Source organism: Nitratireductor sp. J20-h4, from assembly GCF_056780505.1.
The window spans coordinates 1,569,070-1,590,802 of the sequence record NZ_CM165557.1 but is presented as its reverse complement, the minus strand read 5'-3'; the positions used below and the strand labels follow the sequence as shown (position 1 = coordinate 1,590,802).

Below are 21,733 nucleotides of genomic sequence, written 5' to 3'. Positions count from 1 at the left end.
CTTCATTCGGCCGCCACCAGCGCCGGGCGGGCGCTGTCGGCATTGCGTGAAAACTCGTCGATGCGGCGCTCGATTTCCGGACGGAAATGGCGCACCAGACCCTGGATCGGCCAGGCCGCCGCGTCGCCCAGCGCGCAGATCGTGTGGCCCTCGACCTGCTTGGTGACGTCGAGCAGCATGTCGATCTCGCGCTTCTGCGCCTCGCCGCGCACCAGCCGCTCCATCACGCGCCACATCCAGCCGGTGCCCTCGCGGCAGGGCGTGCACTGGCCGCAGCTTTCGTGCTTGTAGAAGTAAGACAGCCGCGCGATCGCCTTCACGATGTCGGTCGACTTGTCCATGACGATGACGGCGGCGGTGCCGAGACCGGATTTCAGGTCGCGCAGACCGTCGAAATCCATTGGCGCGTCGACGATCTCATGCGCCGGCACCAGCGGCACCGACGAGCCGCCGGGAATGACGGCGAGCAGATTGTCCCAGCCGCCGCGAATACCGCCGCAATGGGTCTCGATCAGTTCGCGGAAGGAAATCGACATCTCCTCCTCGACCGTGCAGGGCGCGTTGACGTGGCCGGACACGCAAAACAGCTTCGTGCCGGCGTTGTTCTGGCGGCCGAAGGAGGAGAACCAGGCCGCGCCGCGGCGCAGGATGGTCGGCGCGACCGCGATCGATTCGACATTGTTGACGGTCGTCGGGCAGCCATAAAGGCCGACATTGGCCGGGAATGGCGGCTTCAGCCGCGGCTGGCCCTTCTTGCCCTCGAGGCTTTCCAGCAGCGCCGTTTCCTCGCCGCAAATATAGGCGCCGGCGCCGTGATGGACAAAAACGTCGAAATCCCAGCCGTTCTTGTTGTTCTTGCCGAGCAGGCCGGCGTCATAGGCCTCGTCGATGGCGCGCTGCAGCGCCTCGCGCTCGCGGATGAACTCGCCGCGCACATAGATGTAGGCGGCGTGCGCGCCCATGGCGAAGCCGGCGATCAGGCAGCCCTCGACCAGCGTATGCGGGTCGTGGCGCATGATGTCGCGGTCCTTGCAGGTGCCGGGCTCGGACTCGTCGGCATTGACGACCAGATAATGCGGCCGGCCGTCCGACTGCTTGGGCATGAAGGACCATTTCAGCCCGGTCGGGAAGCCGGCGCCGCCGCGGCCGCGCAGGCCGGAGGCCTTCATCTCGTCGATGATCCAGTCGCGGCCCTTGGCGATCAGGCCCTTGGTGCCGTCCCAGTGGCCGCGCGCCATCGCGCCCTTCAACGAGGTGTCGAAGCGGCCGTAAATATTGGTGAAGATGCGGTCCTTGTCTTGCAGCATGACTGTCTCCTCACCTCGGCTTCTTGCCGAAGACGCGGACATATTCGGCTTCGCCGCCCTTGGCGAGCGCCTTGGCCTGCTTGATCCAGTCCTCGCGCTCGATGCGGCCGTGGAATTTCAAGAAACCATCGACCCAGGCGCGCTCGGCCTTGGTCCAGCGCGCGACCTGGGCATAGGTGAAGATGCCGAGCTCGTGCAGGGTCTTTTCGATCTTCGGTCCGACGCCCGAAATCAGGCGTAGATCGTCGGGCGCGGCCGGGCGCTCCATGCCGATCGGACGGTCCTTGTCGAGCAGAGACGGTTTTTGCGGCTTGGCGCTCGCCGACTTGGCGGGCGCCGCGCTAGCCTTGCGCGGCTTGTCGGCGGGTTCGGCCTTGTTGGCCGCGCGCCGATCACCCTTCGGCGCCGACACGCCGGCCGCCTTCTCGCCATTGGCGCTCGCCTTGACCCTGGACGGGGTCTTGAGCGCCGGGCTGGTCTCGACCGCGGCGGTCTTCGGCTTGGCCGCCTTGGACGGCGGCACCGGATCGCGCCTGGCCTTGCCGGCCGCGGACGGCCTGGCGCGCGTCGCCTTCAAGACCGCCTTCTCGTCGGTCAGGCTGGTGAAGCCGGTTTCAGGCGCGGAGAAGAAACGCTCGGTCTGCGGACCGGTCTTGACGTCCTTGCCGTTGCCGGCCTCGAAGGCGTCGATGATCTCGCCGAGACGCTCGGGCGTCAGGTCCTCGTAGCTGTCCTTGAAGATCATGATCATCGGCGCGTTCACGCAGGCGCCGAGACATTCGACCTCTTCCCACGACAAGGTGCCGTCGGCATTGGTGTGGAACGGCTCGGGGTGGATCTTGTCGCGACACACCTGCATCAGCGCCTCGGCGCCGCGCAACATGCACGGCGTCGTGCCGCAGACCTGGACATGGGCTCGGGCGCCGACCGGCTTCAACTGGAACTGGGTGTAGAAGGTGGCGACCTCGAGCGCGCGGATATAGGGCATATCGAGCATGTCGGCGATCGTCTCGATCGCGGCGCGGGTGACCCAGCCGTCCTGCTCCTGGGCGATCATCAAAAGCGGGATGACGGCGGACTGCTCACGCCCCTTGGGATATTTCTTGACCCATTTCTTCGCCTCCGCCGCGTTCGCCCGGTTGAAGGCGAAGGCGGCTGGCTGAACGGCTGGCTCTGCGAGACGGCGGACGCTCATTATCTGTCGACCTCTCCGAAAACGATGTCGAGGGAGCCGAGAACGGCGGAGACGTCGGCCAGCATGTGGCCGCGGCACAGAAAATCCATCGCCTGCAGATGGGCAAAGCCCGGCGCGCGCAGCTTGCAGCGATAGGGTTTGTTGGAGCCGTCGGAGACGAGATAGACGCCGAATTCGCCTTTCGGCGCCTCGACGGCGGCATAGACCTCGCCCTCGGGCACCCGGTAACCCTCGGTATACAGTTTGAAATGATGGATCAGGGCTTCCATCGAGCGTTTCATGGCGGCGCGCTTGGGCGGCACGACCTTGCCGTCGGTGTTGGAAACCGGCCCGGTCTTCTGCGCGCCGAGCAGGCGGTCGACGCACTGGCGCATGATCTTCGCCGACTGGCGCATCTCTTCCATGCGGATCAGATAGCGGTCGTAGCAGTCGCCGTTCTTGCCGATCGGGATCGAGAATTCCATCTCCGAATAACATTCGTAGGGCTGCGCCTTGCGCAGGTCCCAGCGCGCGCCCGAACCGCGCACCATGACGCCGGAAAAACCCCAGTCCCAGGCATCGTCGAGCTTGACCACGCCGATGTCGACATTGCGCTGCTTGAAGATGCGGTTGGCGGTCAGCAGATCATCGAGATTCTTGACCGTGACCAGGAAAGGGTCGATCCAGTTGCCGATGTCCTCGACGAGCTGGTCGGGAATGTCCTGATGCACGCCGCCGGGGCGGAAATAGGCGGCATGCATGCGCGCCCCGCAGGCGCGCTCGTAAAACACCATCAGCTTCTCGCGCTCCTCGAAGCCCCACAAAGGCGGGGTGAGCGCGCCGACGTCCAGCGCCTGGGTGGTGATGTTCAACAGATGCGACAGGATGCGGCCGATCTCGGAAAACAGCACCCGGATCAGCTGCCCGCGCTTGGGCACCTCGATCTCCAGCAGCCGCTCGACGGCGAGCGCGAAGGCATGTTCCTGATTCATCGGCGCGACATAGTCGAGCCGGTCGAAATAAGGCACGGCCTGCAGATAGGTCTTGTGCTCGATCAGCTTTTCGGTGCCGCGATGCAGAAGGCCGATATGCGGATCGACGCGCTCGACCACCTCGCCGTCGAGCTCCAGCACCAGGCGCAACACGCCGTGCGCGGCGGGATGCTGCGGACCGAAATTGATGTTGAAATTGCGGACGGAATGCTCGGTCATTGCGCGCCCTCGCTGGATTTCGGCGCAAACATCGCGAAAACCTCGGCCTCGGTCATGGTGCGCGTCTCGTTGGCGAAACTGTAATTGGCAGGCTTGCGATCGATGAAGATCTGGCTGTCGAAGCGGAACGATCCGGCATCGTCGAACGCGTGGATCGACACGTGCTGATTGGCGCCGTCCTGGGTCTGCCACAGAAGGGTCGCGCCACAGGACCGGCAGAAAAGCCGCTCGCCCCAATCCGAGCCGCGATAGCGCCCGAGCGCGTCCTCAGCCTCGAAACGCACACTCGTGCCGCAGTCGGTCGACATGAAGGTACCGCCCGTCCAGCGCCGGCACATGCCGCAATGACACACGCCCATGGTCTCGCCGACCGGGGTCGCGGTAAAGCGCACCGCGCCGCAAAGACATTGTCCGTTGAGCGTCGTCATCGGTCGATCACCCCTGCCCGAACAGCGCGCCGCCGCCAAACAGCCACAGCGCCAGCCCGGCGACGGTCAACGCCACCAAAATCCTGCCGACCGTGTCGTTGACGAACGGACGGCCCGCGATCCGCGTCCACACATACCACACCGCGCCGACCACGATCGCCGCGAGAAGGATGAGAACGACAAGGCGCGCCATGGCGGTCCGTCCCCATCATTTGGCCTTCTCGTCGCCGGGCAGCACGTAGTCGGTGCCTTCCCAGGGCGAGAGGAAATCGAAGTTGCGGAATTCCTGCTTCAGCTCGACCGGCTCGTAGACGACGCGCTTGGCCTCGTCGTCGTAGCGCACCTCGACGAAGCCCGTCAGCGGAAAATCCTTGCGCAGGGGGTGGCCCTCGAAACCGTAATCGGTCAGCAGGCGGCGCAGGTCGGGATGGCCCGAAAACAGAATGCCGTAAAGGTCATAGGCCTCGCGTTCGAACCAGTCCGCGCCGCGATAGACCGGCGTGGCGGAGGGAACGGGGGTGTCCTCGTCGGTCAGGACGCGAACGCGCACGCGCATGTTCTGGCGCGGCGACATGAGATGATAGACCACGTCGAAGCGCTTGTCGCGCGACGGGTAGTCGACGCCGCAAATGTCGATGAGGCTGACGAACTGGCACTGGACGTCGCGCTTGAGGAAGGCGAGCACTTCCAGCACATCGCCCGCCGCCACCGTCAGCGTGAGTTCGCCGAAGGCCACGACGGCGTCCTCGATGCGCCCGTCGAGGCGTTCGGACACGTAGGCAGCCAGGTCTTTCAGCGCTTCGCTCATTTGCCGATCCCGTATTCAGCGCTCGATCGTGCCGGTGCGGCGGATCTTTTTCTGCAGAAGCAGGATGCCGTAAAGCAGCGCCTCCGCGGTGGGCGGGCATCCGGGCACATAGATGTCGACCGGCACCACACGGTCGCAGCCACGCACCACCGAATAGGAATAATGATAATAGCCACCGCCATTGGCGCACGAGCCCATAGAAATGACGTAACGCGGCTCGGGCATCTGGTCGTAGACCTTGCGCAGCGCCGGCGCCATCTTGTTGGTCAGCGTGCCGGCCACGATCATGACGTCGGACTGGCGCGGGCTGGCGCGCGGCGCGACGCCGAAGCGTTCGGCGTCATAGCGCGGCATGGAGACATGCATCATCTCGACCGCGCAGCAGGCCAGACCGAACGTCATCCACATCAGCGAGCCGGTGCGCGCCCAGGTGACGAGCGATTCCGAAGAGGTGACGAGGAAGCCCTTGTCGGCCAATTCGCTGTTGATGTCGCCGAAAAACGCGTCGTCGGCGCCGATCGGCTTGCCCGTGTTGGGGTCGATGATGCCCTTGGGTCGCGGCGCGACGAGGGTGTCTGAACCGGTGGTCAATCCCATTCCAGAGCTCCCTTCTTCCATTCGTAGATAAAGCCGATCGTCAGGACGGCAAGGAAGATCATCATCGACCAGAAACCGAGCCAGCCGATCTCGCCGAACGACACCGCCCAGGGAAACAGGAAGGCGACCTCGAGGTCGAAGATGATGAACAGGATCGACACCAGGTAGAACCGGACGTCGAACTTCATGCGCGCGTCGTCGAAGGCGTTGAAGCCGCATTCATAAGCGGAGAGTTTTTCGGGATCCGGGTTCTGATAGGCGACGATGAAGGGGGCCGCCAGCAGGGCAACGCCGATGACAAGCGCCACGCCGATGAAAATCACGATCGGGAGATATGAAACGAGGAGTTCGTTCATTGCCCAGCCTTCCGGAGCCTTTCCGCGCCCTTTGCCGCCCTTCGGCGCGCTCAAGGCGCCGAAAATCGTCGGGCGACGCGACGGACTTCATGCTCATGTTGCAACGCGGCGACGGTTAGCGCAGCCGTCACAGCGAAGCAAGTCAAACCTTGGCAAAATCACGGCAGAGCCGCACGGTCCACCATTAACCGCCCCGGATGCAGAGACAGGCGTCGCCACGTCCGGCTTCTGGTGACAGCCATGGCAGGAACAAGGCCTGCCGGCGCCGGTTCCGGGTTGACGGGGCGGGATACGCGTCGTCTCGTCGCACGATCTTCGACCGTCAACGGGACCAAACGATATCCAATGAAGGACACGCTGTCGCTCGCCGCCGCACGGCGCATCGCGCTCGCCGCGCAGGGCTTTGCCGATTCGCGACCGCCGCGCGTCGCCGATTTCCGCGCCGTCAGGCGGGTTCTGCGCCATACTGGACTGCTGCAGATCGATTCCGTCAGCGCGGTGGTGCGGGCGCACTATATGCCGGCCTTCTCGCGACTCGGCCCCTACCCGATGGCGCTGATCGACCAGGCCGCGTGGAAACGCCCGCGCCGTCTGTTTGAATATTGGGCGCACGAAGCCTCGCTGCTGCCGGTCGAGATGTGGCCCTATATGCAGTGGCGGATGGAAAAGGCGCGCCGCTCTCAGGGCATCTACAAGGGCCTGGCCGAATTCGCGCGGCAAAACCGCGCCTATATCGAGCGCATCTACCAGGAGGTCGCCGCGCGCGGACCGATCGCGGCATCCGACTTCGAGGACCAGAAGGGCAGCGGCGGCTGGTGGGGCTGGAGCGAGGTCAAGCACGCGCTGGAGTGGCTGTTCTGGGTCGGCCGGATCACGACCGCGACGCGCCGCGGGTTCGAGCGCTGCTACGATCTTCCGCAACGGGTGATTCCCGCCGCGATCCACGATGCGCCGACGCCCGAGCCGGCAGAGGCGATCCGCCATCTTCTGCGCGTGTCGGCGCGCGGGCTGGGCGTGGCCACGGCCGCCGACCTGCGCGATTATTTCCGCCTGTCGCCGAAGGACGCCGATCCACGGCTAGCCGAACTGGTCGAGGCCGGCGACCTGCTGCCGGTGCGCGTCGAAGGCTGGTCGCAGAAAGCCTTTCTGACCAAGGACGCGCGCATGCCGCGCCGCGTCGGCGGCCAGGCGCTGCTGGCGCCGTTCGATCCGCTGGTGTGGGAACGCAGCCGCACGCAGAGACTGTTCGGCTTCCGCTACCGCATCGAGATCTACACGCCCGCCGACCAGCGGGTGCACGGCTATTACGTGCTGCCGTTCCGGCTCGGCGAGGCGATTGTGGCGCGCCTTTGTATCAAGGCCGACCGCGCGGCGGCGACGCTGCGGGTCAACACCGCATTCGCCGAGCCGCATGCGCCGGCCCATACCGCCGAGGCGCTGGCCGGCGAACTGCGCAGCCTGGCGCATTGGCTGGGTCTGGAACGGGTCGAGACGCTGGCAACCGGCGACCTGGCCGCGCCGCTTGCCGAGGCGCTGCGCAAAGGCTGAGAGCGGGTCAGGAAGAGCTGCAGAACGCAAAAAGGCGCGGCGACCTTGGTCGCCACGCTGCCTTGATAGATTTCTGTCGAACGACGGACCAGTCGACGGCGCGCGGAACGCCGGGCCGATGCCCGCGGCAGACCCTGGAGCCGCCCTGCTCTTCACCGAAGCGCAGATCGGCTCCAACCTGTCGTCTCAACGCGTTTGCGAACGGCGAACCGGCTTCCGCTTCGCCTGGAAACGCTTCAGCCGATCTTGCGCACACGCGCCTTGCGGGCGGCGTAACGCGCGTCGCGCTTGGCCTTGAGGGCGGCGTCGTCGACGAGGCTCTCGGCGCGCTTGGCCAATTCCTCGGCGCGGCGCTGCTGCTCCAGACGACGCTCCTCTTCCTCGCGCGCCAGTCGCTCGGCCTCGAGCGCGGCCTCGCGCTCCGCCTTCAGGCGCGCCTCTTCGGCGCGCTTGGCCTGCCGCTCGGCTTCACGTTGCTTGCGGCGCTGTTCACGCGCCTCCGCAATCGCCTTGCGCTCGGCGATGCGAGCCTGCACGGCCGGGTCGTCTTCGCTGGGTCTGTTTTTGAACTTTTCCAGAAGCGCGGCCTTGGCGGCCATCGCGTCGTTGCGTCTTTGGACGAAATCCTTGTCCTGCTTCTTCAATTCCAACCTTTGATCTTTCTGCTGGTCCTATTGCGGGCGCATACATGCTGCGTGGGGAATTCCGGATCAAGCCCCCAAGACGATCTTTTTGACCGTCCGACCGAATTAGACGCCATTCACGGCGTATGAGACCGGCCACAGCCGGCGCGCCGTAGGCGACATCAATCGTGGATTATTGCCGGTGCGGGCTCGAATAGGGATCGCCGCCGCCATTGCTGTGCCGGGGCCGATCACCGCGACGGAGATCACCGGCTTCCACATAGGCCATCTCGATCAGGTAAGCCAGCATTTCGAAGCGCTCGGCCTCGGCCATGGTCCGCAACTGCGCCAGCATCGACTGGATGAAGTCCAGCGTCTCGGCTCTGCGGTGGGTCCGGTTCTGCGTCATCGCGAAAAGGCCAGCACCTCTTTATCTGTCTTATTCGATACAAGATGATCCGTGCGTCGCAGCTTGCCCCGGCGTCGGGACGCGGCTGGCGCCGGCTGCCCCCGGAAGCGGCTGGCCGCCGTTCCCGCGCCTTTGCAGATACACTTACCATCATCACCGTAGGTTGTAAACGATTGGCAACACAACCGATCATCAACTACAGGTTGCCGATCGTGCTATTTGGGCGCCGGGACTTGACCCCGCCCGAAAGCCCCGCCATGTGACGCACAGATTTGGCCCAGGAACGGCGTGCACGGAGATATTCCGGCGCCAGCGGCGCCACAGGGACATCGCGTAAATCATGGACGTCGTCATCGTCGAATCGCCGGCCAAGGCGAAAACAATCAACAAATATCTCGGCGGGGGCTACAAGGTCCTGGCGTCGTTCGGCCATGTGCGCGACCTGCCGGCCAAGGACGGCTCGGTGCTGCCGGACGAGGATTTCGCCATGTCGTGGCAGGTCGACGGCCCCTCCTCCAAGCGCCTGAGCGATATCGCCAAGGCGGTCAAGGAGGCCGACGGCCTGGTGCTCGCCACCGACCCCGATCGCGAGGGCGAGGCGATTTCCTGGCACGTCCTGGAAGTGCTGCGCCAGAAACGCGCCCTGAAGGACAAGCCGGTACGCCGCGTGGTGTTCAACGCGATCACCAAAAAGGCCGTGCTCGACGCGATGGCCAATCCGCGCGATATCGACGTTCCGCTGGTCGACGCCTATCTCGCCCGGCGCGCGCTCGACTATCTGGTCGGCTTCACGCTGTCGCCGGTGCTGTGGCGCAAGCTGCCCGGCGCCCGTTCGGCCGGGCGCGTCCAGTCCGTGGCGCTAAGGCTGGTATGCGATCGCGAAGCGGAAATCGAACGCTTCGTGCGGCAGGACTATTGGCAGATCGCCGCCAGCCTGACGACGCCGCGTCAGGACGGTTTCGAGGCCCGCCTGACCGCGTTCGACGGCAAGAAACTGCAAAAGCTCGACATTGACAGCCAGGACCAGGCCGACACCATCAAGGCGATGCTGGACGCAGCCTCGTTCACGGTCGCCGACGTCGAAGCCAAGCCCACCCGCCGCAATCCACCGCCGCCGTTCACCACCTCGACCCTGCAGCAGGCCGCCTCCTCGCGCATGGGGTTTTCGGCCTCGCGCACCATGCAGGTCGCGCAACGGCTTTATGAGGGTCTGGAAGTCGACGGCGAAACGACCGGCCTGATCACCTATATGCGGACCGACGGCGTCCAGATCGCCCCGGAGGCGATCGACGCGGCCCGCGGCGCGATCGCCGACACGTTCGGCGCCTCCTACGTGCCCGACAAACCCAGGGTCTATTCCACCAAGGCCAAGAACGCCCAGGAAGCGCACGAGGCGATCCGGCCGACGGATTTTTCGCGCACGCCCGACCAGATGCGCGCGATCCTGGATCACGATCAGGCGCGGCTTTACGAACTGGTGTGGAAACGCGCCATCGCCAGCCAGATGAACGCCGCCGAGATCGAACGCACGACCGTGGAGATCGAAGCGCGCGAGGGCAGCCGCACGGCGGGCCTGCGCGCCGTCGGCTCGGTGGTCAAGTTCGACGGCTTCCTGGCCGCCTATGCCGACCGGCGCGACGAGGACAGCGACGACGAGGAAGATCGCCGGCTGCCGCAGATCATCGCCGGCGAGACGGTGGCCCGCGACAAGATCGACGTGACCAAGCACACGACCGAGCCGCCGCCGCGCTATTCGGAAGCCTCGCTGATCAAGAAGATGGAAGAGCTCGGCATCGGCCGGCCGTCGACCTATGCCGCGACGCTGAAGACGCTGGAGGATCGCGGCTATGTCGAGATCGACAAGCGCCGGCTGGTTCCGGAAGCCAAGGGCCGGCTGGTCATCGCCTTTCTGGAGAGCTTTTTCGAGCGCTACGTCGAATACGACTTCACCGCCGCGCTGGAGGAAAAGCTCGACCAGATCTCCGACGGCAAGCTGGCCTGGAAGGACGTGCTGCGCGAATTCTGGCGCGATTTTTCGACCGCGGTCGCCGACATCAAGGAACTGCGCGTCACCGAGGTGCTCGACGCGCTCAACGAGGAACTGGCGCCGCTGGTGTTTCCGGCGCGTGAGGACGGGGGCGAGCCGCGCGCCTGTCCGCGCTGCGGCAACGGCCAGCTTTCGCTGAAGCTCGGACGCTACGGCGCCTTTGTCGGCTGCTCGAACTATCCCGAATGCGGCTATACGCGCCAGCTCGGCGACGGCGCCGACGGCAATGGCGCGACCGGGGACAACGGCGACAAGGCGCTGGGCGTCGATCCCTACACGGACGAGCCGATCGCGCTGAAATCAGGCCGGTTCGGCCCCTATGTCCAGCGCGGCGAGGGCAAGGAGGCGAAACGGTCCAGCCTGCCCAAGGGCTGGACGCCGGACACGATCGATCTGGAGCGCGCGCTCGCGCTGCTGTCGCTGCCGCGCGATGTCGGCCAGCATCCCGAGACGCAAAAGATGATCTCGGCCGGCATCGGCCGCTACGGCCCGTTCCTGCTGCATGACGGCACCTACGCCAATCTGGACTCGGTCGAGGACGTCTTTGCGGTCGGCATCAACCGGGCCGTGACGGTGCTGGCCGAAAAGCAGGCCAAGGGCGGCGCGCGGCGCGGCGCAGCCACCGTCTTGAAGGATCTCGGCGAGCATCCCGACGGCGGCGGCAAGGTGACGGTGCGCGACGGGCGTTACGGCCCTTACGCCAATTTCGGCAAGGTCAACGCCACCCTGCCGAAGGACAAGGATCCGGCCGGCGTCACGCTCGAGGAGGCGGTCGCGCTGATCGCCGAAAAGGCCGGCAAGACGAAACCGGGCGGGGCGAAGAAAACGACCAAGGCCAAGAAGCCGGCGGCGGCCAAGACCGGCGCCAAGACCAAGAAAACCGCCAAGTCGGGCGGCCCGTCGGACGCTTCGTGAGCCGCGGCGCGAAAGGGTCCAAACCAGGCGACGGCAAGGACGCCGCGCGCCCGGCGCGCGAGGACGTGCTGCGCTTTGTCGCCGACAATCCCGAACGGGCGACCAAGCGCGACATCGCCAAAGCCTTCAAGCTCAAGGGCCAGGACCGGATCTGGCTGAAGCAGCTGCTGCGCGAATTCGAGGCCGAGGGCCTGCTGGCCAAGCAGGGCAAAACACTGAGCCGGCCGGGGGCGCTGCCACCGGTGGCCGTGCTCGACATCTTCGGCCGGGACGCCGATGGCGGCCTGCTGGCGCGCCCGTCGGAAAGCCGCGAGGAAGACGGGGAATCCGTGGTGATTTCGGTCGGTCAGGCGCGCGGCGGCAAGGCGACCACCGCAGGCGTCGGCGACCGCGTGCTGGCGCGTCTTTTCAAGCGCGAGCGGCCGGACGGACCCGCCTACACCGCGCGGGTGATGAAAGTGTTCGACAAGCGCCGCGACGCCATTTTGGGTGTGATCGCCAAGCGCGAGGACGGGGGCTTTGTCGCCCAGCCGGTCGAACGGCGCCAGCCGGAAGTCGAGATCGACGCCGAATTCCTGCACGGGGCCGAAACCGGCGACCTGGTCGAGCTGGAGACCCGCCGCCCGACCCGCTACGGCCCGGCGCGCGGCAAGGTTCTGGCCGTGATCGGATCGCTGACCAGCGAAAAGGCGGTGTCGATGATCGCGCTGCACGCGCACGACATCCCCTATATTTTCCCCGCCGAGGTGCTGGCGGAGGCCGACGCGGCGGAGCCGGCGGGCATGGCCGGCCGGGAGGACTGGCGCGACGCGGCGCTGGTGACCATCGACCCCGCCGACGCGAAAGACCATGACGACGCCGTATCCGGCCATGCCGACGACGACCCGGCCAATCCGGGCGGCGTGATCGCCACGGTGGCGATCGCCGATGTCGCGGCCTATGTGCGCACCGGCTCGGCCCTCGATCGCGAGGCGCAGAAACGCGGCAACTCGGTCTATTTTCCAGACCGGGTGGTGCCGATGCTGCCCGAGCGCATCTCCAACGATCTGTGCTCGCTGCGCGAGGGCCAGGACCGCCCGGCGCTGGCGGTGCGCATGGTGTTTGCCGCCGACGGGCGCAAGCTCGGGCACTCCTTTCACCGCGTGATGATGCGCTCGGCGGCCAGGCTGGCCTATCCGCAGGCGCAGGCCGCCATCGACGGCGCACCCGACGACAAGACGGCGCCGATACTCGACACCGTGCTGAAACCGCTGTGGGACACCTATGCGGTGCTGAAACGCGGGCGCACGGCCCGAAAACCGCTGGAACTTGACCTGCCGGAACGCAAGATCCTGCTCGACGACGAGGGCAAGGTCGATCGCGTGGTGGTGCCGGAGCGGCTCGAGGCGCACAGGCTGGTCGAGGAGTTCATGATCCAGGCCAATGTGGCGGCCGCCGAGACGCTGGAGGCCAAGCGGCAGGCGCTGGTCTACCGCACCCACGACGCGCCCTCGCTGGCCAAGCAGGAATCGCTGCGCGAATTCCTGAAGACGCTCGGCCTGTCGCTGGCGCGCGGCGCGCAGCTGCGGCCGGCGCAGTTCAACACCATTTTGGAACGGGTGCGCGGCGAGGACCACGAACAGCTTGTCAACCAGGTGGTGCTGCGCTCGCAAAGCCAGGCCGAATACGCGCCCGACAATATCGGCCATTTCGGCCTCAACCTGAAACGCTACGCCCATTTCACCTCGCCGATCCGCCGCTATGCCGACCTGATCGTGCACCGGGCGCTGATCGCCGCGCTGGGGCTGGGCAAGGACGGGCTGACGTCCGGCGAGGAAGCGCGGCTGGACGACATCGCCGCCCTGATCTCGGCGGCCGAACGCCGCGCCATGGCGGCCGAACGCGACACGGTCGACCGGCTGATCGCCGGCCATCTGGCCACCCGCCGCGGCGACACGTTCCAGGCGCGCGTGTCGGGCGTGACCAAGGCGGGACTATTTGTCCAATTGCCGTCCTACGGCGCGGATGGCTTCATACCGGTGTCGTCGCTGGGTGGCGACTACTATATATATGATGAAGCGGCGCATTCGCTCGTCGGCGACAGGAGTTCGAAAGGTTTCCGCCTGGGCGACCGGGTCGATGTCAGACTGGTCGAGGTGGCGCCGCTGGCCGGCGCGCTGCGATTCGAGATGCTCAGCGATCCGCGTCCCCTGCCACCGGCCACACGCTCCTTCCACAAGGCGAAAAACCGGGCACAGACACGAACATCGCGGCGCGCCAGCTCGGCCCGCAGCAGGAGACACTAGATGAACGCACGGAAATTCGGCGGCGCGGCCGCGACCAAGCCATCCGACAGGCCGCTGTGGCAGGCGATGAAGCGCGGCTTTCTGGGGCGCTGTCCCCAGTGCGGCGAAGGCCGCATGTTTGCCCGTTTCCTGCGTACGGCCGAACGCTGCGATGCCTGCGGCGAGGAATTCCACCATCACCGCGCCGACGACCTGCCGGCCTATCTGGTGGTGGTCGTCGTCGGCCACGTGATCGTCGGCGCCTTCATGGGCGTGGAAGCGACCTCGACCCTGTCGACCTGGCAGCATCTGGCGATCTGGGTGCCGATCACCATCATCTCGGCCCTGGCGCTGCTGCAGCCGACCAAGGGCGCCGTCGTGGGGCTGCAATGGGCGTTGCGCATGCACGGCTTCGGCGAACCGGCGGACGAGCTCGAGACCCATCCCGAACTATGAGCGGGCGCGACCGGGAGGGCCGAAACGTGAAGGAAGGCGTGAGCCGGGCCGACCTGGACCGGATCGAAGCGAAGGATTTCGCCCTTGGCGGCAAGCCGATGCGCCCGCGCGACGCCGCGACCCTGATCCTGCTCGACCGCGACGGCGGCGAAACCCGCGTCCTGCTCGGCCGGCGGCACCGGGCGCATGCCTTCATGCCCGGCAAATTCGTCTTTCCCGGCGGCCGCACCGACCCGACCGACAGCCGCGTGGCGGTCGCCGCGCCGCTGCATCCGGACGAGGAACAGCGCATCGCCGGCACCGGCGCGCGCGCGACGCCGGCCCGGGCCCGCGCCATCGCGCTGTCGGCGATTCGCGAGGCCTACGAGGAGGCCGGCCTGCTGATCGGGCGGCGCGAACCCTTCGAGACCCGTCATTCCGGCTGGCAGGGTTTTGCCGAGCACGGCGTATACCCGGCGCTCGACCGGCTGCGCTTCATCGCCCGCGCCATCACCCCGCCCGGCCGGGTGCGGCGCTTCGACACCCGCTTCCTGGCCGCCTGGCGTTCCGACGTCGCCCGTGAACTCGAGGATGGCGGGCCGACAAACGAACTCGAGGAACTGGTCTGGCTGCCGCTGGCGCAGGCCAGAGAGGCCGACATTCCCGCCATCACGCGCACCGTGCTCGACGAATTGCAGGCCCGGCTGAAGAACGATCCCGAGCTCGCACCGGGCTGTCAGGTGCCGTTTTACCGCATGCGCAACAATCGCTTCGTGCGGGCCCTGGTCTGACGAACGGACATCAAATCACAATGAGTGGAGGCGCCGCGTCGGAACGGGAGGTCGATACGGTGCGCTGGCTCGCGCTCGGCGCGGCCATCGCCTCGATCAGCGCGGTGGGCATGGCGATCGGCCTGGGCATGCCGCTGCTCAGCGTGATTCTCGAAAATCGCGGCTTTTCGGCCACCGCGATCGGCATCAATACCGGCGTGGCCGGCCTCGCCTCGATCGCCATGGCGCCGCTGGCGATTCCGATCGCAGCGCGGTTCGGCATCGTAGCGACGATGCTTGCGGCGATCGTGACCGGCGCCTTTTCCTTTCTCGGGTTTTATTTCGCCTCGGATTTCTGGATGTGGTTTCCGCTGCGCATCACGCTGCACGCGGCGATCACCGTGTTGTTCATCCTGTCGGAATTCTGGATCAGCGCCTCGGCCCCGCCGCACAGGCGCGGTCTGGTGCTGGGCGTTTACGCCACCGTCCTGTCGCTGGGCTTCGCCTTCGGACCGTGGCTGTTCTCGCGGCTGGGCAGCGACGGCGTTCTGCCGTTCGTCGCCGGCTTCGCCATCACGCTGGCGGCAGCCGTTCCGGTGATGGCGGCCTGGCGCGAAAGCCCGGCAATCAGCGGCGCGGCACATCGCAGCGGGCTCCTGAGCTACATCTTCCTGGTTCCGACCGCGACCGCCGCGGTGCTGGTGTTCGGCGCGGTGGAAACCGGCGGCTTCGCGCTCTTTCCCGTTTACGGCAACCGGATCGGCTATTCGGAGGCCGACGCCGCGCTGCTGTTGACCATGATCGGGCTGGGAAACGTGCTCCTGCAAATCCCGATCGGCATGATCAGCGACCGCATGGCCGACCGGCGCGTGCTGTTGGCCGTGTGCGCGGCGATCGGGCTCGCCGGCATGATCGTTTTGCCGATGGTGTCGCTCGACTGGTATGTGGTGGCCGCCGTGCTGTTCGTGTGGGGCGGCGTGGTGGCCGGACTCTACACGGTGGGGCTCGCCCATCTCGGCGCCCGCCTGACCGGGCGCGACCTCGCCTCGGCCAACGCCGCCTTCGTGTTCTGCTACGGGCTCGGCATGCTGGTCGGGCCGCAGGTGATCGGCGCCGGCATGGATATTCTGGGCACGCACGGCTTCGCCTGGTCGCTGGCGCTGTTCTTCATATGTTATCTGGCACTCGTCGCGACGCGCGTGCGTGTCGTCGGCGGCCGCTGAGCGCACGGGCGCTGCCCGGCCATGACAAACGCGTTTACTCGGGCGCAATTTCGCGCTTTGATCCAATCCGAACCGCTATGGGAGCAAGACCGATGACATTGTGGAAATCCGTCCTGGCCGCGACGGCCCTTGCGCTGGCCTCGAGCACGTCCGTGCTCGCCGCGAAGACCGACCTGGTGGTCGGCGTTGTGCTCGAACCGCCGCATCTCGACCCGACAGCGGGCGCCGCCGCGGCGATCGACGAGATCGTCTACGCCAATGTGTTCGAGGGATTGACGCGCATCGGCCGGGGCGGCGAGGTTGCGCCGGCGCTGGCTGAAAGCTGGGAGATTTCCGACGACGGCAAGGTCTACACGTTCAAGCTCAGGGCCGGCGCGACCTATCACGACGGCAGCGCTTTCGACGCCGAGGACGTCAAGTTCTCGCTCGAACGCGCGATGGCGGAGGACTCCACCAACGCCCAGAAGGGCCTGTTCGCGGCCATCGACACGGTCGAAATCGTCGATCCGACCACGGTCAAGGTGACGCTGAAACAGCCGCAGGGCTCGTTCTTGTACAATCTGGGCTGGGGCGACGCGGTGATCGTGGCCTCCGAATCGGCCGACGGCAACAAGGAGAACCCGGTCGGCACCGGGCCGTTCAAGTTCGACAACTGGGCCAAGGGCTCCTCGATCACCCTGTCGAAGGCCGAGGGCTACTGGGGCGAGCCGGTCGCGCTCGACACGGTCGAGTTCCGCATCATTCCCGACGCGGCCGCCGCCGTGCCGGCGCTTCTGACCGGCGACGTGCACGCCTTCCCCAACATGCCGGCCGGCGACGCCCTGCCCCAGATCGAGGCCGACCCGCGCTTTGTCGTGGTGGTCGGCTCGACCGAGGGCGAGACGATCCTGTCGACCAACAACAAGAAGCCGCCGTTCGACAATCTCAAGGTGCGCCAGGCGATCGCGCACGCGCTCGACCGCGAGGCGATCATCGCCGGCAACGGCTCCGGCTTCGGCACGCCGATCGGTTCGCATTTCTCGCCAGGCAACGAGGCCTATGTCGACCTGACCGGCACCTATCCGCACGACATCGAAAAGGCCAAGGCGCTGTTGAAGGAGGCGGGTTTCGAAGACGGCTTTTCGGCGACGCTGAAGCTGCCGCCGCCGTCCTATGCGCGCGACGGCGGCCAGATCGTCGCCTCGCAACTGCGCGAGGTCGGCATCGAGCTCGAGATCATTCCGGTGGAATGGGCGCAATGGCTCGAACAGGTGTTCAAGGCCAAGGATTACGACCTGACGATCGTGTCGCATACCGAGCCGAACGATATCGGCATCTATGCGCGCGACGACTATTATTTCCAGTACGACAATCCCGAATTCGACGCCGTGATCGCCGAACTGGACGTCACCTCGGACCAGGCCAAGCGCAACGAACTCTACGCCAAGGCGCAGACGATCATCGCCGAGGACGCCGTCAACGGCTACCTGTTCCAGCTGCCCAAGATTGGGGTGTGGGACGCCAAACTCCAAGGCATGTGGGAAAATTCGCCGGTGCAGGCGACCGACCTGACCGGCGTGAAGTGGGCCGAATAACGGATGTCTCTCCCTCCCCCTCGCGGGGAGGGAGACGCAAGGCCCAATGATCGCATTTCTCGCCAAACGCCTCGCCGTCGGGCTCACGACGCTGCTCGTGGCCTCGATGGTGGTTTTCGCCGTGCTGGAGATCGTGCCGGGCGATCCGGCGCAGCTCATGCTGGGCATGAACGCCACCGACGAAGCGCTGGCCGCGCTGCGCGAGCAGATGGGCCTCAACCAACCGGTGGTGACGCGCTATCTCGGCTGGGTGGGCGGACTGCTGGTCGGCGATTTCGGGCGCTCGTTTACCTATTCCAGCCCGGTGATCGAACTCGTCGCGGAGCGGGCCGTCGTGTCGCTGCCGCTGGCGCTGATGGCGCTTATTCTATCGACGGCGATCGCCATTCCCGTCGGGCTGTTCGCGGCCGCAAGACGCGGCAAGCCGGCCGATACGCTTGCCATGGGCGCGGCGCAGTTCGGTGTCGCGGTGCCGAATTTCTGGTTCGCGCTGATCCTGATCTACGTGTTCGCGGTCTGGCTGCGGCTGGTGCCGGCCGGCGGATTCGCGGGCTGGGAGAACGGGCTGCTTTCCGGGCTGCGGGCGCTGCTCCTGCCGGCGATCGCGCTTGCCCTGCCGCAAGCGGCTATCCTGGCCAGGGTGACGCGCTCGGCGCTGCTGGAGGTGCTGGGCGAGGACTATATCCGCACGGCCCGCGCCAAGGGCATGCCGCGCAAAGCGGTGTTGTGGCGCCACGCGCTGCGCAACGCCATGATCCCGGTGCTGACCATTCTGGGCCTGCAATTCGCCTTCCTGCTTGCCGGCACGATCATCATCGAGAACGTGTTCTACCTGCCGGGGCTGGGACGCCTGGTGTTCCAGGCCATCACCCAGCGCGACCTGATCGTCGTCGAGGGCGTGGTGATGCTTCTGGTGGCGAGTGTGGTCCTGGTCAACATTCTGGTCGACATCTGCTACGCGCTCGTCGATCCGCGGCTGAGGACGCGCTGATGGCCGCAGAACCGCTCGACCTGCCGCAACCCGAACAGGGGCTCCTGGCGGCGGCGTTTTCCAACCGCTCCTTCGTCGCCGGCTTCGCGATCACCGGCCTGATCGCCGCCATGGCCGCGCTGTCGCTGGTTTGGACGCCGTTCGACGTCACGCGGCTGGTGCCGGCCGACCGCATGCAGGGCCTGTCGTGGACGCATCCGTTCGGCACCGACCATTTCGGCCGCGACATCCTGTCGATGATCATGGTCGGTTCGCGCAACTCGATCGCGGTCGCGGTGGTGGCGGTGTGCATGGGCATGGGCATCGGCGTGCCGCTCGGCTGCTGGGCGGCGGCGCGCGGCGGGCTGGTCGACGAGGCGCTGATGCGCTTCAACGATCTGGTCTTCGCCTTTCCGGCGCTGCTGTCGGCGGTGCTGATCACCGCGATTTTCGGGCCCGGCGCGATCAACGCCATCATCGCGATCGGCATTTTCTACATCCCCGTCTTCGCGCGTGTGGCGCGCGCCGGCGCGCTCTCGCTGTGGCCGCGCGAATTCATCCTGGCCGCGCGCGCGTCCGGCAAGAACAAGGTGCTGATCACCATCGAACACATCCTGCCCAACATCGCCTCGATCCTTCTGGTGCAGGGCACGATCCAGTTCGCGCTCGGCATCCTGGCCGAAGCGGGGCTTTCTTATGTCGGGCTCGGCGCGCAGCCGCCGATGCCGTCCTGGGGGCGCATGCTGTTCGACGCCCAGACGCGCATGATCGTGGCCCCTCACCTGGCCCTGTTTCCCGGCCTGGCGATCGTCGTCACCGTGCTTGGCCTCAACCTTCTCGGCGACGGGCTGCGCGACGTGCTCGATCCGAAACTCAGGCGCCAGCGCTGATGGCCCTTCTGGAGATCGAAAAGCTGACGCTGAAGATCGGCGACACGCCGATCCTGAACGATATCGATCTTTCGATAGATGCCGGCGAAACCATGGGCCTGGTCGGCGAATCGGGATCGGGAAAGTCGATGACGGCGCTGACCGTCATGCGGCTCCTGCCGCACGCCGCCGAAACCAGCGGACGCGTCACCTTCGACGGCATCGACATTCTGGCGGCGCCGGAAGCGGCGATGTGCCGGCTGCGCGGCGACGATATCGGCATGGTGTTCCAGGAGCCGATGACGGCGCTGAACCCGGTCAAGACGATCGGCGAACAGGTGGCCGAAGGCATTCGCTGGCACACCGGCGCCAACCGGGCCGACGCGGAGGCATCGGCGCGCCGGATCCTCGACCGGGTCGGCCTGCCGGAAGCGCAGTTTCCGCTGTCGCGCTACCCGCACCAGCTTTCCGGCGGCCAGCGCCAGCGCGTGGTGATCGCGATCGCCTGCGCGCTCAAGCCCAAGCTTTTGATCGCCGACGAACCCACCACCGCGCTCGACGTCGTGCTGCAGGCGCAGATCCTGGACCTGTTGCGCGACCTGGTGGCCGAACACCGCATGGGGCTGCTTCTGATCAGCCACGACCTGGCCGTCGTCACCGACATGGCCGACCGGGTGACCATCATGCGCCATGGCGACGTGATGGAGGAAGGCGAGACCGCGCCGACGCTTGCCGCCCAGGTCCACCCCTATACGCGCCAGCTCGCCGAGGCGTCGATGCACGTGCCGGCCCGGCCGCACCGCACCGCGGCGGATGCTTCCGGTCCCAACCTGCTCGAGGTCGACGGCGTCGTGCGCGACTATGCCGGGCGGCGGCGGTCGCTGTTTTCGCGCCCTGATCCGTTCCGCGCGGTCGACGGCGTCTCGTTCGCGCTCAAGCCCGGCCAGTCGATGGCGCTGGTGGGCCGCTCGGGCTGTGGAAAATCGACGTTGGCCCGGATGATCCTGGCGCTCGACCGGCCGACCGCCGGCGAAATCCGCTTTCTCGGCGAGCCGCTGACGGGCAAGAGCGAGGCGGCGCTGAAGCCGGCGCGGCGCAATATCCAGGTCGTGTTTCAGGATCCGTACGGCTCGTTCAACCCGCGCCACAAGGTCGAACGCCTGGTCGCCGAGCCGCTGCACCTGCTCGACGCCGCGCCGGCGCCGGCCGCGCGCCGCGAGATGGTGGCCGACGCCCTGCACGAGGTCGGGCTCAGGCCGGACGACATGCAAAAATATCCGCACGAGTTTTCCGGCGGCCAGCGCCAACGGATCTCGATCGCGCGCGCGCTGATCACGCGGCCGAAGCTGATCGTGGCCGACGAGCCGGTGTCGGCGCTCGACGTGTCGATCCGCGCCCAGGTGCTCGACCTGTTCGCCGACTTGAACCAGCGCCTGGGCGTCGCCTATCTGTTCATCACCCACGACCTGACGGTAGCGCGCGCGATCACCGACGAGGTGATGGTGATGCATGACGGCAAGATCGTGGAGGAAGGCAAGACCGACGCCGTGCTCGACGATCCGCGCTCGGATGCCGCCAAGGCGCTCGTGGCCGCCGCGCCGGACCTGAAACGGGCCATCCGGCGGCGCCTGGCCGAACAGGGATGATCCGGCTTGCGGGAAAGACCGGCCGGTTTCAGACCGGAGCCGGGCCAGCCTCGCCCTCGCCGTGAGCGCCGCTGCCGACCACGTCGGACGGCTCGAGGTCGAGCACGTCGAGCGTGCGCCGCAAGAGCCTGACCTCGTGCGCGCTCAAATCCGAATCGGATTTGGCGATCTCGGCCATGTGGCGGGCGAGCTGCACGCGGCGCGGACGCTCGAGCGTGCGAAACAGGGCCAGCGCCTGCGAGCCCGTGGTCTCGTAGCCGAAATCGTGCAGGTAGCGTATCACGTTCTTCAGGCCGTCCTCGCCGATGCCGAACGCCTCGCGGCAGATGCGCCGGAACGTCTCCAGTTCCTTCTCGTCGACCTCGCCATCGGCCAGGATCATGCGAAACAGCAACAAAAGCTCGGCCGAAAGCACCGGATCGTCGGCGACGCGGCGCACGGCGGGATCGCCCTCAACAAGAACACGCAGCTTGGCTAGAAACCCTTCGGCCATCGACCATTCTCCCCCCGGGACCAATGCACACTATTGCGGTTTGCGCCTTGTGCAAGCCCGAAGCCT

Annotated in this window: 21 protein-coding genes; 10 read left to right on the top strand and 11 right to left on the bottom strand. The window is 66.6% G+C overall.

Features of this window, described 5'->3' with window-relative positions; genetic code table 11:
* Positions 1-2: 2 nt before the first annotated feature.
* From nuoF to ACT2B0_RS07695, 8 genes are read right to left on the bottom strand one after another with little or no spacing between them, the layout of a single operon-like run.
* Positions 3-1,307: an NADH-quinone oxidoreductase subunit NuoF gene (nuoF, locus tag ACT2B0_RS07730; protein WP_350047997.1), complete on the bottom strand. Its 1,305-nt coding sequence runs from the start codon at positions 1,305-1,307 to the stop codon at positions 3-5.
* A 10-nt stretch (positions 1,308-1,317) separates the two neighbouring features.
* Positions 1,318-2,502 (bottom strand): NADH-quinone oxidoreductase subunit E, encoded by a 1,185-nt coding sequence (locus tag ACT2B0_RS07725; protein ID WP_473463243.1) that lies wholly within the window; start codon positions 2,500-2,502, stop codon positions 1,318-1,320.
* Positions 2,502-3,692 (bottom strand): NADH-quinone oxidoreductase subunit D, encoded by a 1,191-nt coding sequence (locus ACT2B0_RS07720; protein ID WP_473463240.1) that lies wholly within the window; start codon positions 3,690-3,692, stop codon positions 2,502-2,504. The genes ACT2B0_RS07725 and ACT2B0_RS07720 overlap by 1 nt, the downstream gene beginning before the upstream one ends.
* Positions 3,689-4,120: a GFA family protein gene (locus ACT2B0_RS07715; protein WP_473463238.1), complete on the bottom strand. Its 432-nt coding sequence runs from the start codon at positions 4,118-4,120 to the stop codon at positions 3,689-3,691. The genes ACT2B0_RS07720 and ACT2B0_RS07715 overlap by 4 nt, the downstream gene beginning before the upstream one ends.
* A gap of 7 nt (positions 4,121-4,127) precedes the next feature.
* Positions 4,128-4,313 carry a hypothetical protein gene (locus tag ACT2B0_RS07710; RefSeq protein ID WP_350048005.1) on the bottom strand — a complete coding sequence of 62 codons (186 nt, stop codon included), beginning with the start codon at positions 4,311-4,313 and terminating at the stop codon, positions 4,128-4,130.
* Between the two features lie 15 nt (positions 4,314-4,328).
* Positions 4,329-4,928, bottom strand: coding sequence for an NADH-quinone oxidoreductase subunit C (locus ACT2B0_RS07705; protein ID WP_350048007.1), 600 nt, complete (start codon positions 4,926-4,928; stop codon positions 4,329-4,331).
* A gap of 15 nt (positions 4,929-4,943) precedes the next feature.
* Positions 4,944-5,525 carry a NuoB/complex I 20 kDa subunit family protein gene (locus ACT2B0_RS07700; RefSeq protein ID WP_156713887.1) on the bottom strand — a complete coding sequence of 194 codons (582 nt, stop codon included), beginning with the start codon at positions 5,523-5,525 and terminating at the stop codon, positions 4,944-4,946.
* Complete coding sequence (locus ACT2B0_RS07695) at positions 5,516-5,881, bottom strand: NADH-quinone oxidoreductase subunit A (RefSeq protein ID WP_350048019.1); 366 nt, start codon at positions 5,879-5,881, stop codon at positions 5,516-5,518. Before ACT2B0_RS07695 ends, ACT2B0_RS07700 begins: the two co-directional genes overlap by 10 nt.
* 345 nt (positions 5,882-6,226) lie before the next feature.
* Between ACT2B0_RS07695 and ACT2B0_RS07690 the strand changes: the two genes are divergently transcribed.
* Entirely contained in the window at positions 6,227-7,429 is a 1,203-nt protein-coding gene (locus tag ACT2B0_RS07690) for a winged helix-turn-helix domain-containing protein (protein ID WP_473463235.1), read from the top strand.
* Positions 7,430-7,665: 236 nt separating this feature from the next.
* Here the strand turns inward: ACT2B0_RS07690 and ACT2B0_RS07685 are convergent, their stop codons facing one another.
* Both ACT2B0_RS07685 and ACT2B0_RS07680 read right to left on the bottom strand, forming a co-directional pair.
* A complete protein-coding gene (locus ACT2B0_RS07685; protein WP_106569976.1) occupies positions 7,666-8,073 on the bottom strand; it encodes a DUF6481 family protein in 408 nt (135 codons plus the stop codon).
* Between the two features lie 172 nt (positions 8,074-8,245).
* On the bottom strand, positions 8,246-8,461 hold the full coding sequence (locus ACT2B0_RS07680; RefSeq protein ID WP_473463232.1) for a hypothetical protein: 216 nt from the start codon (positions 8,459-8,461) through the stop codon (positions 8,246-8,248).
* Between the two features lie 340 nt (positions 8,462-8,801).
* Here ACT2B0_RS07680 and topA point away from each other — a divergent pair, with 340 nt between their 5' ends.
* From topA to ACT2B0_RS07635, 9 genes are all read left to right on the top strand, one after another.
* Positions 8,802-11,423: a type I DNA topoisomerase gene (topA, locus tag ACT2B0_RS07675; protein WP_473463230.1), complete on the top strand. Its 2,622-nt coding sequence runs from the start codon at positions 8,802-8,804 to the stop codon at positions 11,421-11,423.
* A complete protein-coding gene (rnr, locus tag ACT2B0_RS07670; protein ID WP_473463227.1) occupies positions 11,420-13,708 on the top strand; it encodes a ribonuclease R in 2,289 nt (762 codons plus the stop codon). The genes topA and rnr overlap by 4 nt, the downstream gene beginning before the upstream one ends.
* Positions 13,709-14,143: a DUF983 domain-containing protein gene (locus tag ACT2B0_RS07665; RefSeq protein ID WP_473463225.1), complete on the top strand. Its 435-nt coding sequence runs from the start codon at positions 13,709-13,711 to the stop codon at positions 14,141-14,143.
* Positions 14,140-14,913, top strand: a complete 774-nt coding sequence (locus ACT2B0_RS07660; protein ID WP_473463222.1) for an NUDIX hydrolase — start codon at positions 14,140-14,142, stop codon at positions 14,911-14,913. Before ACT2B0_RS07665 ends, ACT2B0_RS07660 begins: the two co-directional genes overlap by 4 nt.
* Before the next feature lie 59 nt (positions 14,914-14,972).
* Positions 14,973-16,115, top strand: a complete 1,143-nt coding sequence (locus ACT2B0_RS07655) for an MFS transporter (protein ID WP_473465851.1) — start codon at positions 14,973-14,975, stop codon at positions 16,113-16,115.
* A gap of 92 nt (positions 16,116-16,207) precedes the next feature.
* A complete protein-coding gene (locus ACT2B0_RS07650) occupies positions 16,208-17,689 on the top strand; it encodes an ABC transporter substrate-binding protein (protein ID WP_473463219.1) in 1,482 nt (493 codons plus the stop codon).
* Positions 17,690-17,735: 46 nt separating this feature from the next.
* Complete coding sequence (locus ACT2B0_RS07645; protein WP_473463217.1) at positions 17,736-18,680, top strand: ABC transporter permease; 945 nt, start codon at positions 17,736-17,738, stop codon at positions 18,678-18,680.
* Complete coding sequence (locus ACT2B0_RS07640) at positions 18,680-19,549, top strand: ABC transporter permease (protein WP_473463214.1); 870 nt, start codon at positions 18,680-18,682, stop codon at positions 19,547-19,549. Before ACT2B0_RS07645 ends, ACT2B0_RS07640 begins: the two co-directional genes overlap by 1 nt.
* A complete protein-coding gene (locus tag ACT2B0_RS07635) occupies positions 19,549-21,174 on the top strand; it encodes an ABC transporter ATP-binding protein (RefSeq protein WP_473463212.1) in 1,626 nt (541 codons plus the stop codon). Before ACT2B0_RS07640 ends, ACT2B0_RS07635 begins: the two co-directional genes overlap by 1 nt.
* A gap of 28 nt (positions 21,175-21,202) precedes the next feature.
* On the opposite strand, the gene ACT2B0_RS07630 is transcribed toward ACT2B0_RS07635, so the two are convergent.
* Positions 21,203-21,667, bottom strand: a complete 465-nt coding sequence (locus tag ACT2B0_RS07630; RefSeq protein ID WP_473463210.1) for a tellurite resistance TerB family protein — start codon at positions 21,665-21,667, stop codon at positions 21,203-21,205.
* Positions 21,668-21,733: the final 66 nt, after the last annotated feature.

Coding starts and splice junctions, on each gene's coding strand:
- nuoF (WP_350047997.1), bottom strand. CDS start 1,307: ATGCTGCAAGACAAGGACCGCATCTTCACCAATATTTACGGCCGCTTC.
- ACT2B0_RS07725 (WP_473463243.1), bottom strand. CDS start 2,502: ATGAGCGTCCGCCGTCTCGCAGAGCCAGCCGTTCAGCCAGCCGCCTTC.
- ACT2B0_RS07720 (WP_473463240.1), bottom strand. CDS start 3,692: ATGACCGAGCATTCCGTCCGCAATTTCAACATCAATTTCGGTCCGCAG.
- ACT2B0_RS07715 (WP_473463238.1), bottom strand. CDS start 4,120: ATGACGACGCTCAACGGACAATGTCTTTGCGGCGCGGTGCGCTTTACC.
- ACT2B0_RS07710 (WP_350048005.1), bottom strand. CDS start 4,313: ATGGCGCGCCTTGTCGTTCTCATCCTTCTCGCGGCGATCGTGGTCGGC.
- ACT2B0_RS07705 (WP_350048007.1), bottom strand. CDS start 4,928: ATGAGCGAAGCGCTGAAAGACCTGGCTGCCTACGTGTCCGAACGCCTC.
- ACT2B0_RS07700 (WP_156713887.1), bottom strand. CDS start 5,525: ATGGGATTGACCACCGGTTCAGACACCCTCGTCGCGCCGCGACCCAAG.
- ACT2B0_RS07695 (WP_350048019.1), bottom strand. CDS start 5,881: ATGAACGAACTCCTCGTTTCATATCTCCCGATCGTGATTTTCATCGGC.
- ACT2B0_RS07690 (WP_473463235.1), top strand. CDS start 6,227: ATGAAGGACACGCTGTCGCTCGCCGCCGCACGGCGCATCGCGCTCGCC.
- ACT2B0_RS07680 (WP_473463232.1), bottom strand. CDS start 8,461: ATGACGCAGAACCGGACCCACCGCAGAGCCGAGACGCTGGACTTCATC.
- topA (WP_473463230.1), top strand. CDS start 8,802: ATGGACGTCGTCATCGTCGAATCGCCGGCCAAGGCGAAAACAATCAAC.
- ACT2B0_RS07665 (WP_473463225.1), top strand. CDS start 13,709: ATGAACGCACGGAAATTCGGCGGCGCGGCCGCGACCAAGCCATCCGAC.
- ACT2B0_RS07660 (WP_473463222.1), top strand. CDS start 14,140: ATGAGCGGGCGCGACCGGGAGGGCCGAAACGTGAAGGAAGGCGTGAGC.
- ACT2B0_RS07650 (WP_473463219.1), top strand. CDS start 16,208: ATGACATTGTGGAAATCCGTCCTGGCCGCGACGGCCCTTGCGCTGGCC.
- ACT2B0_RS07645 (WP_473463217.1), top strand. CDS start 17,736: ATGATCGCATTTCTCGCCAAACGCCTCGCCGTCGGGCTCACGACGCTG.
- ACT2B0_RS07640 (WP_473463214.1), top strand. CDS start 18,680: ATGGCCGCAGAACCGCTCGACCTGCCGCAACCCGAACAGGGGCTCCTG.
- ACT2B0_RS07635 (WP_473463212.1), top strand. CDS start 19,549: ATGGCCCTTCTGGAGATCGAAAAGCTGACGCTGAAGATCGGCGACACG.
- ACT2B0_RS07630 (WP_473463210.1), bottom strand. CDS start 21,667: ATGGCCGAAGGGTTTCTAGCCAAGCTGCGTGTTCTTGTTGAGGGCGAT.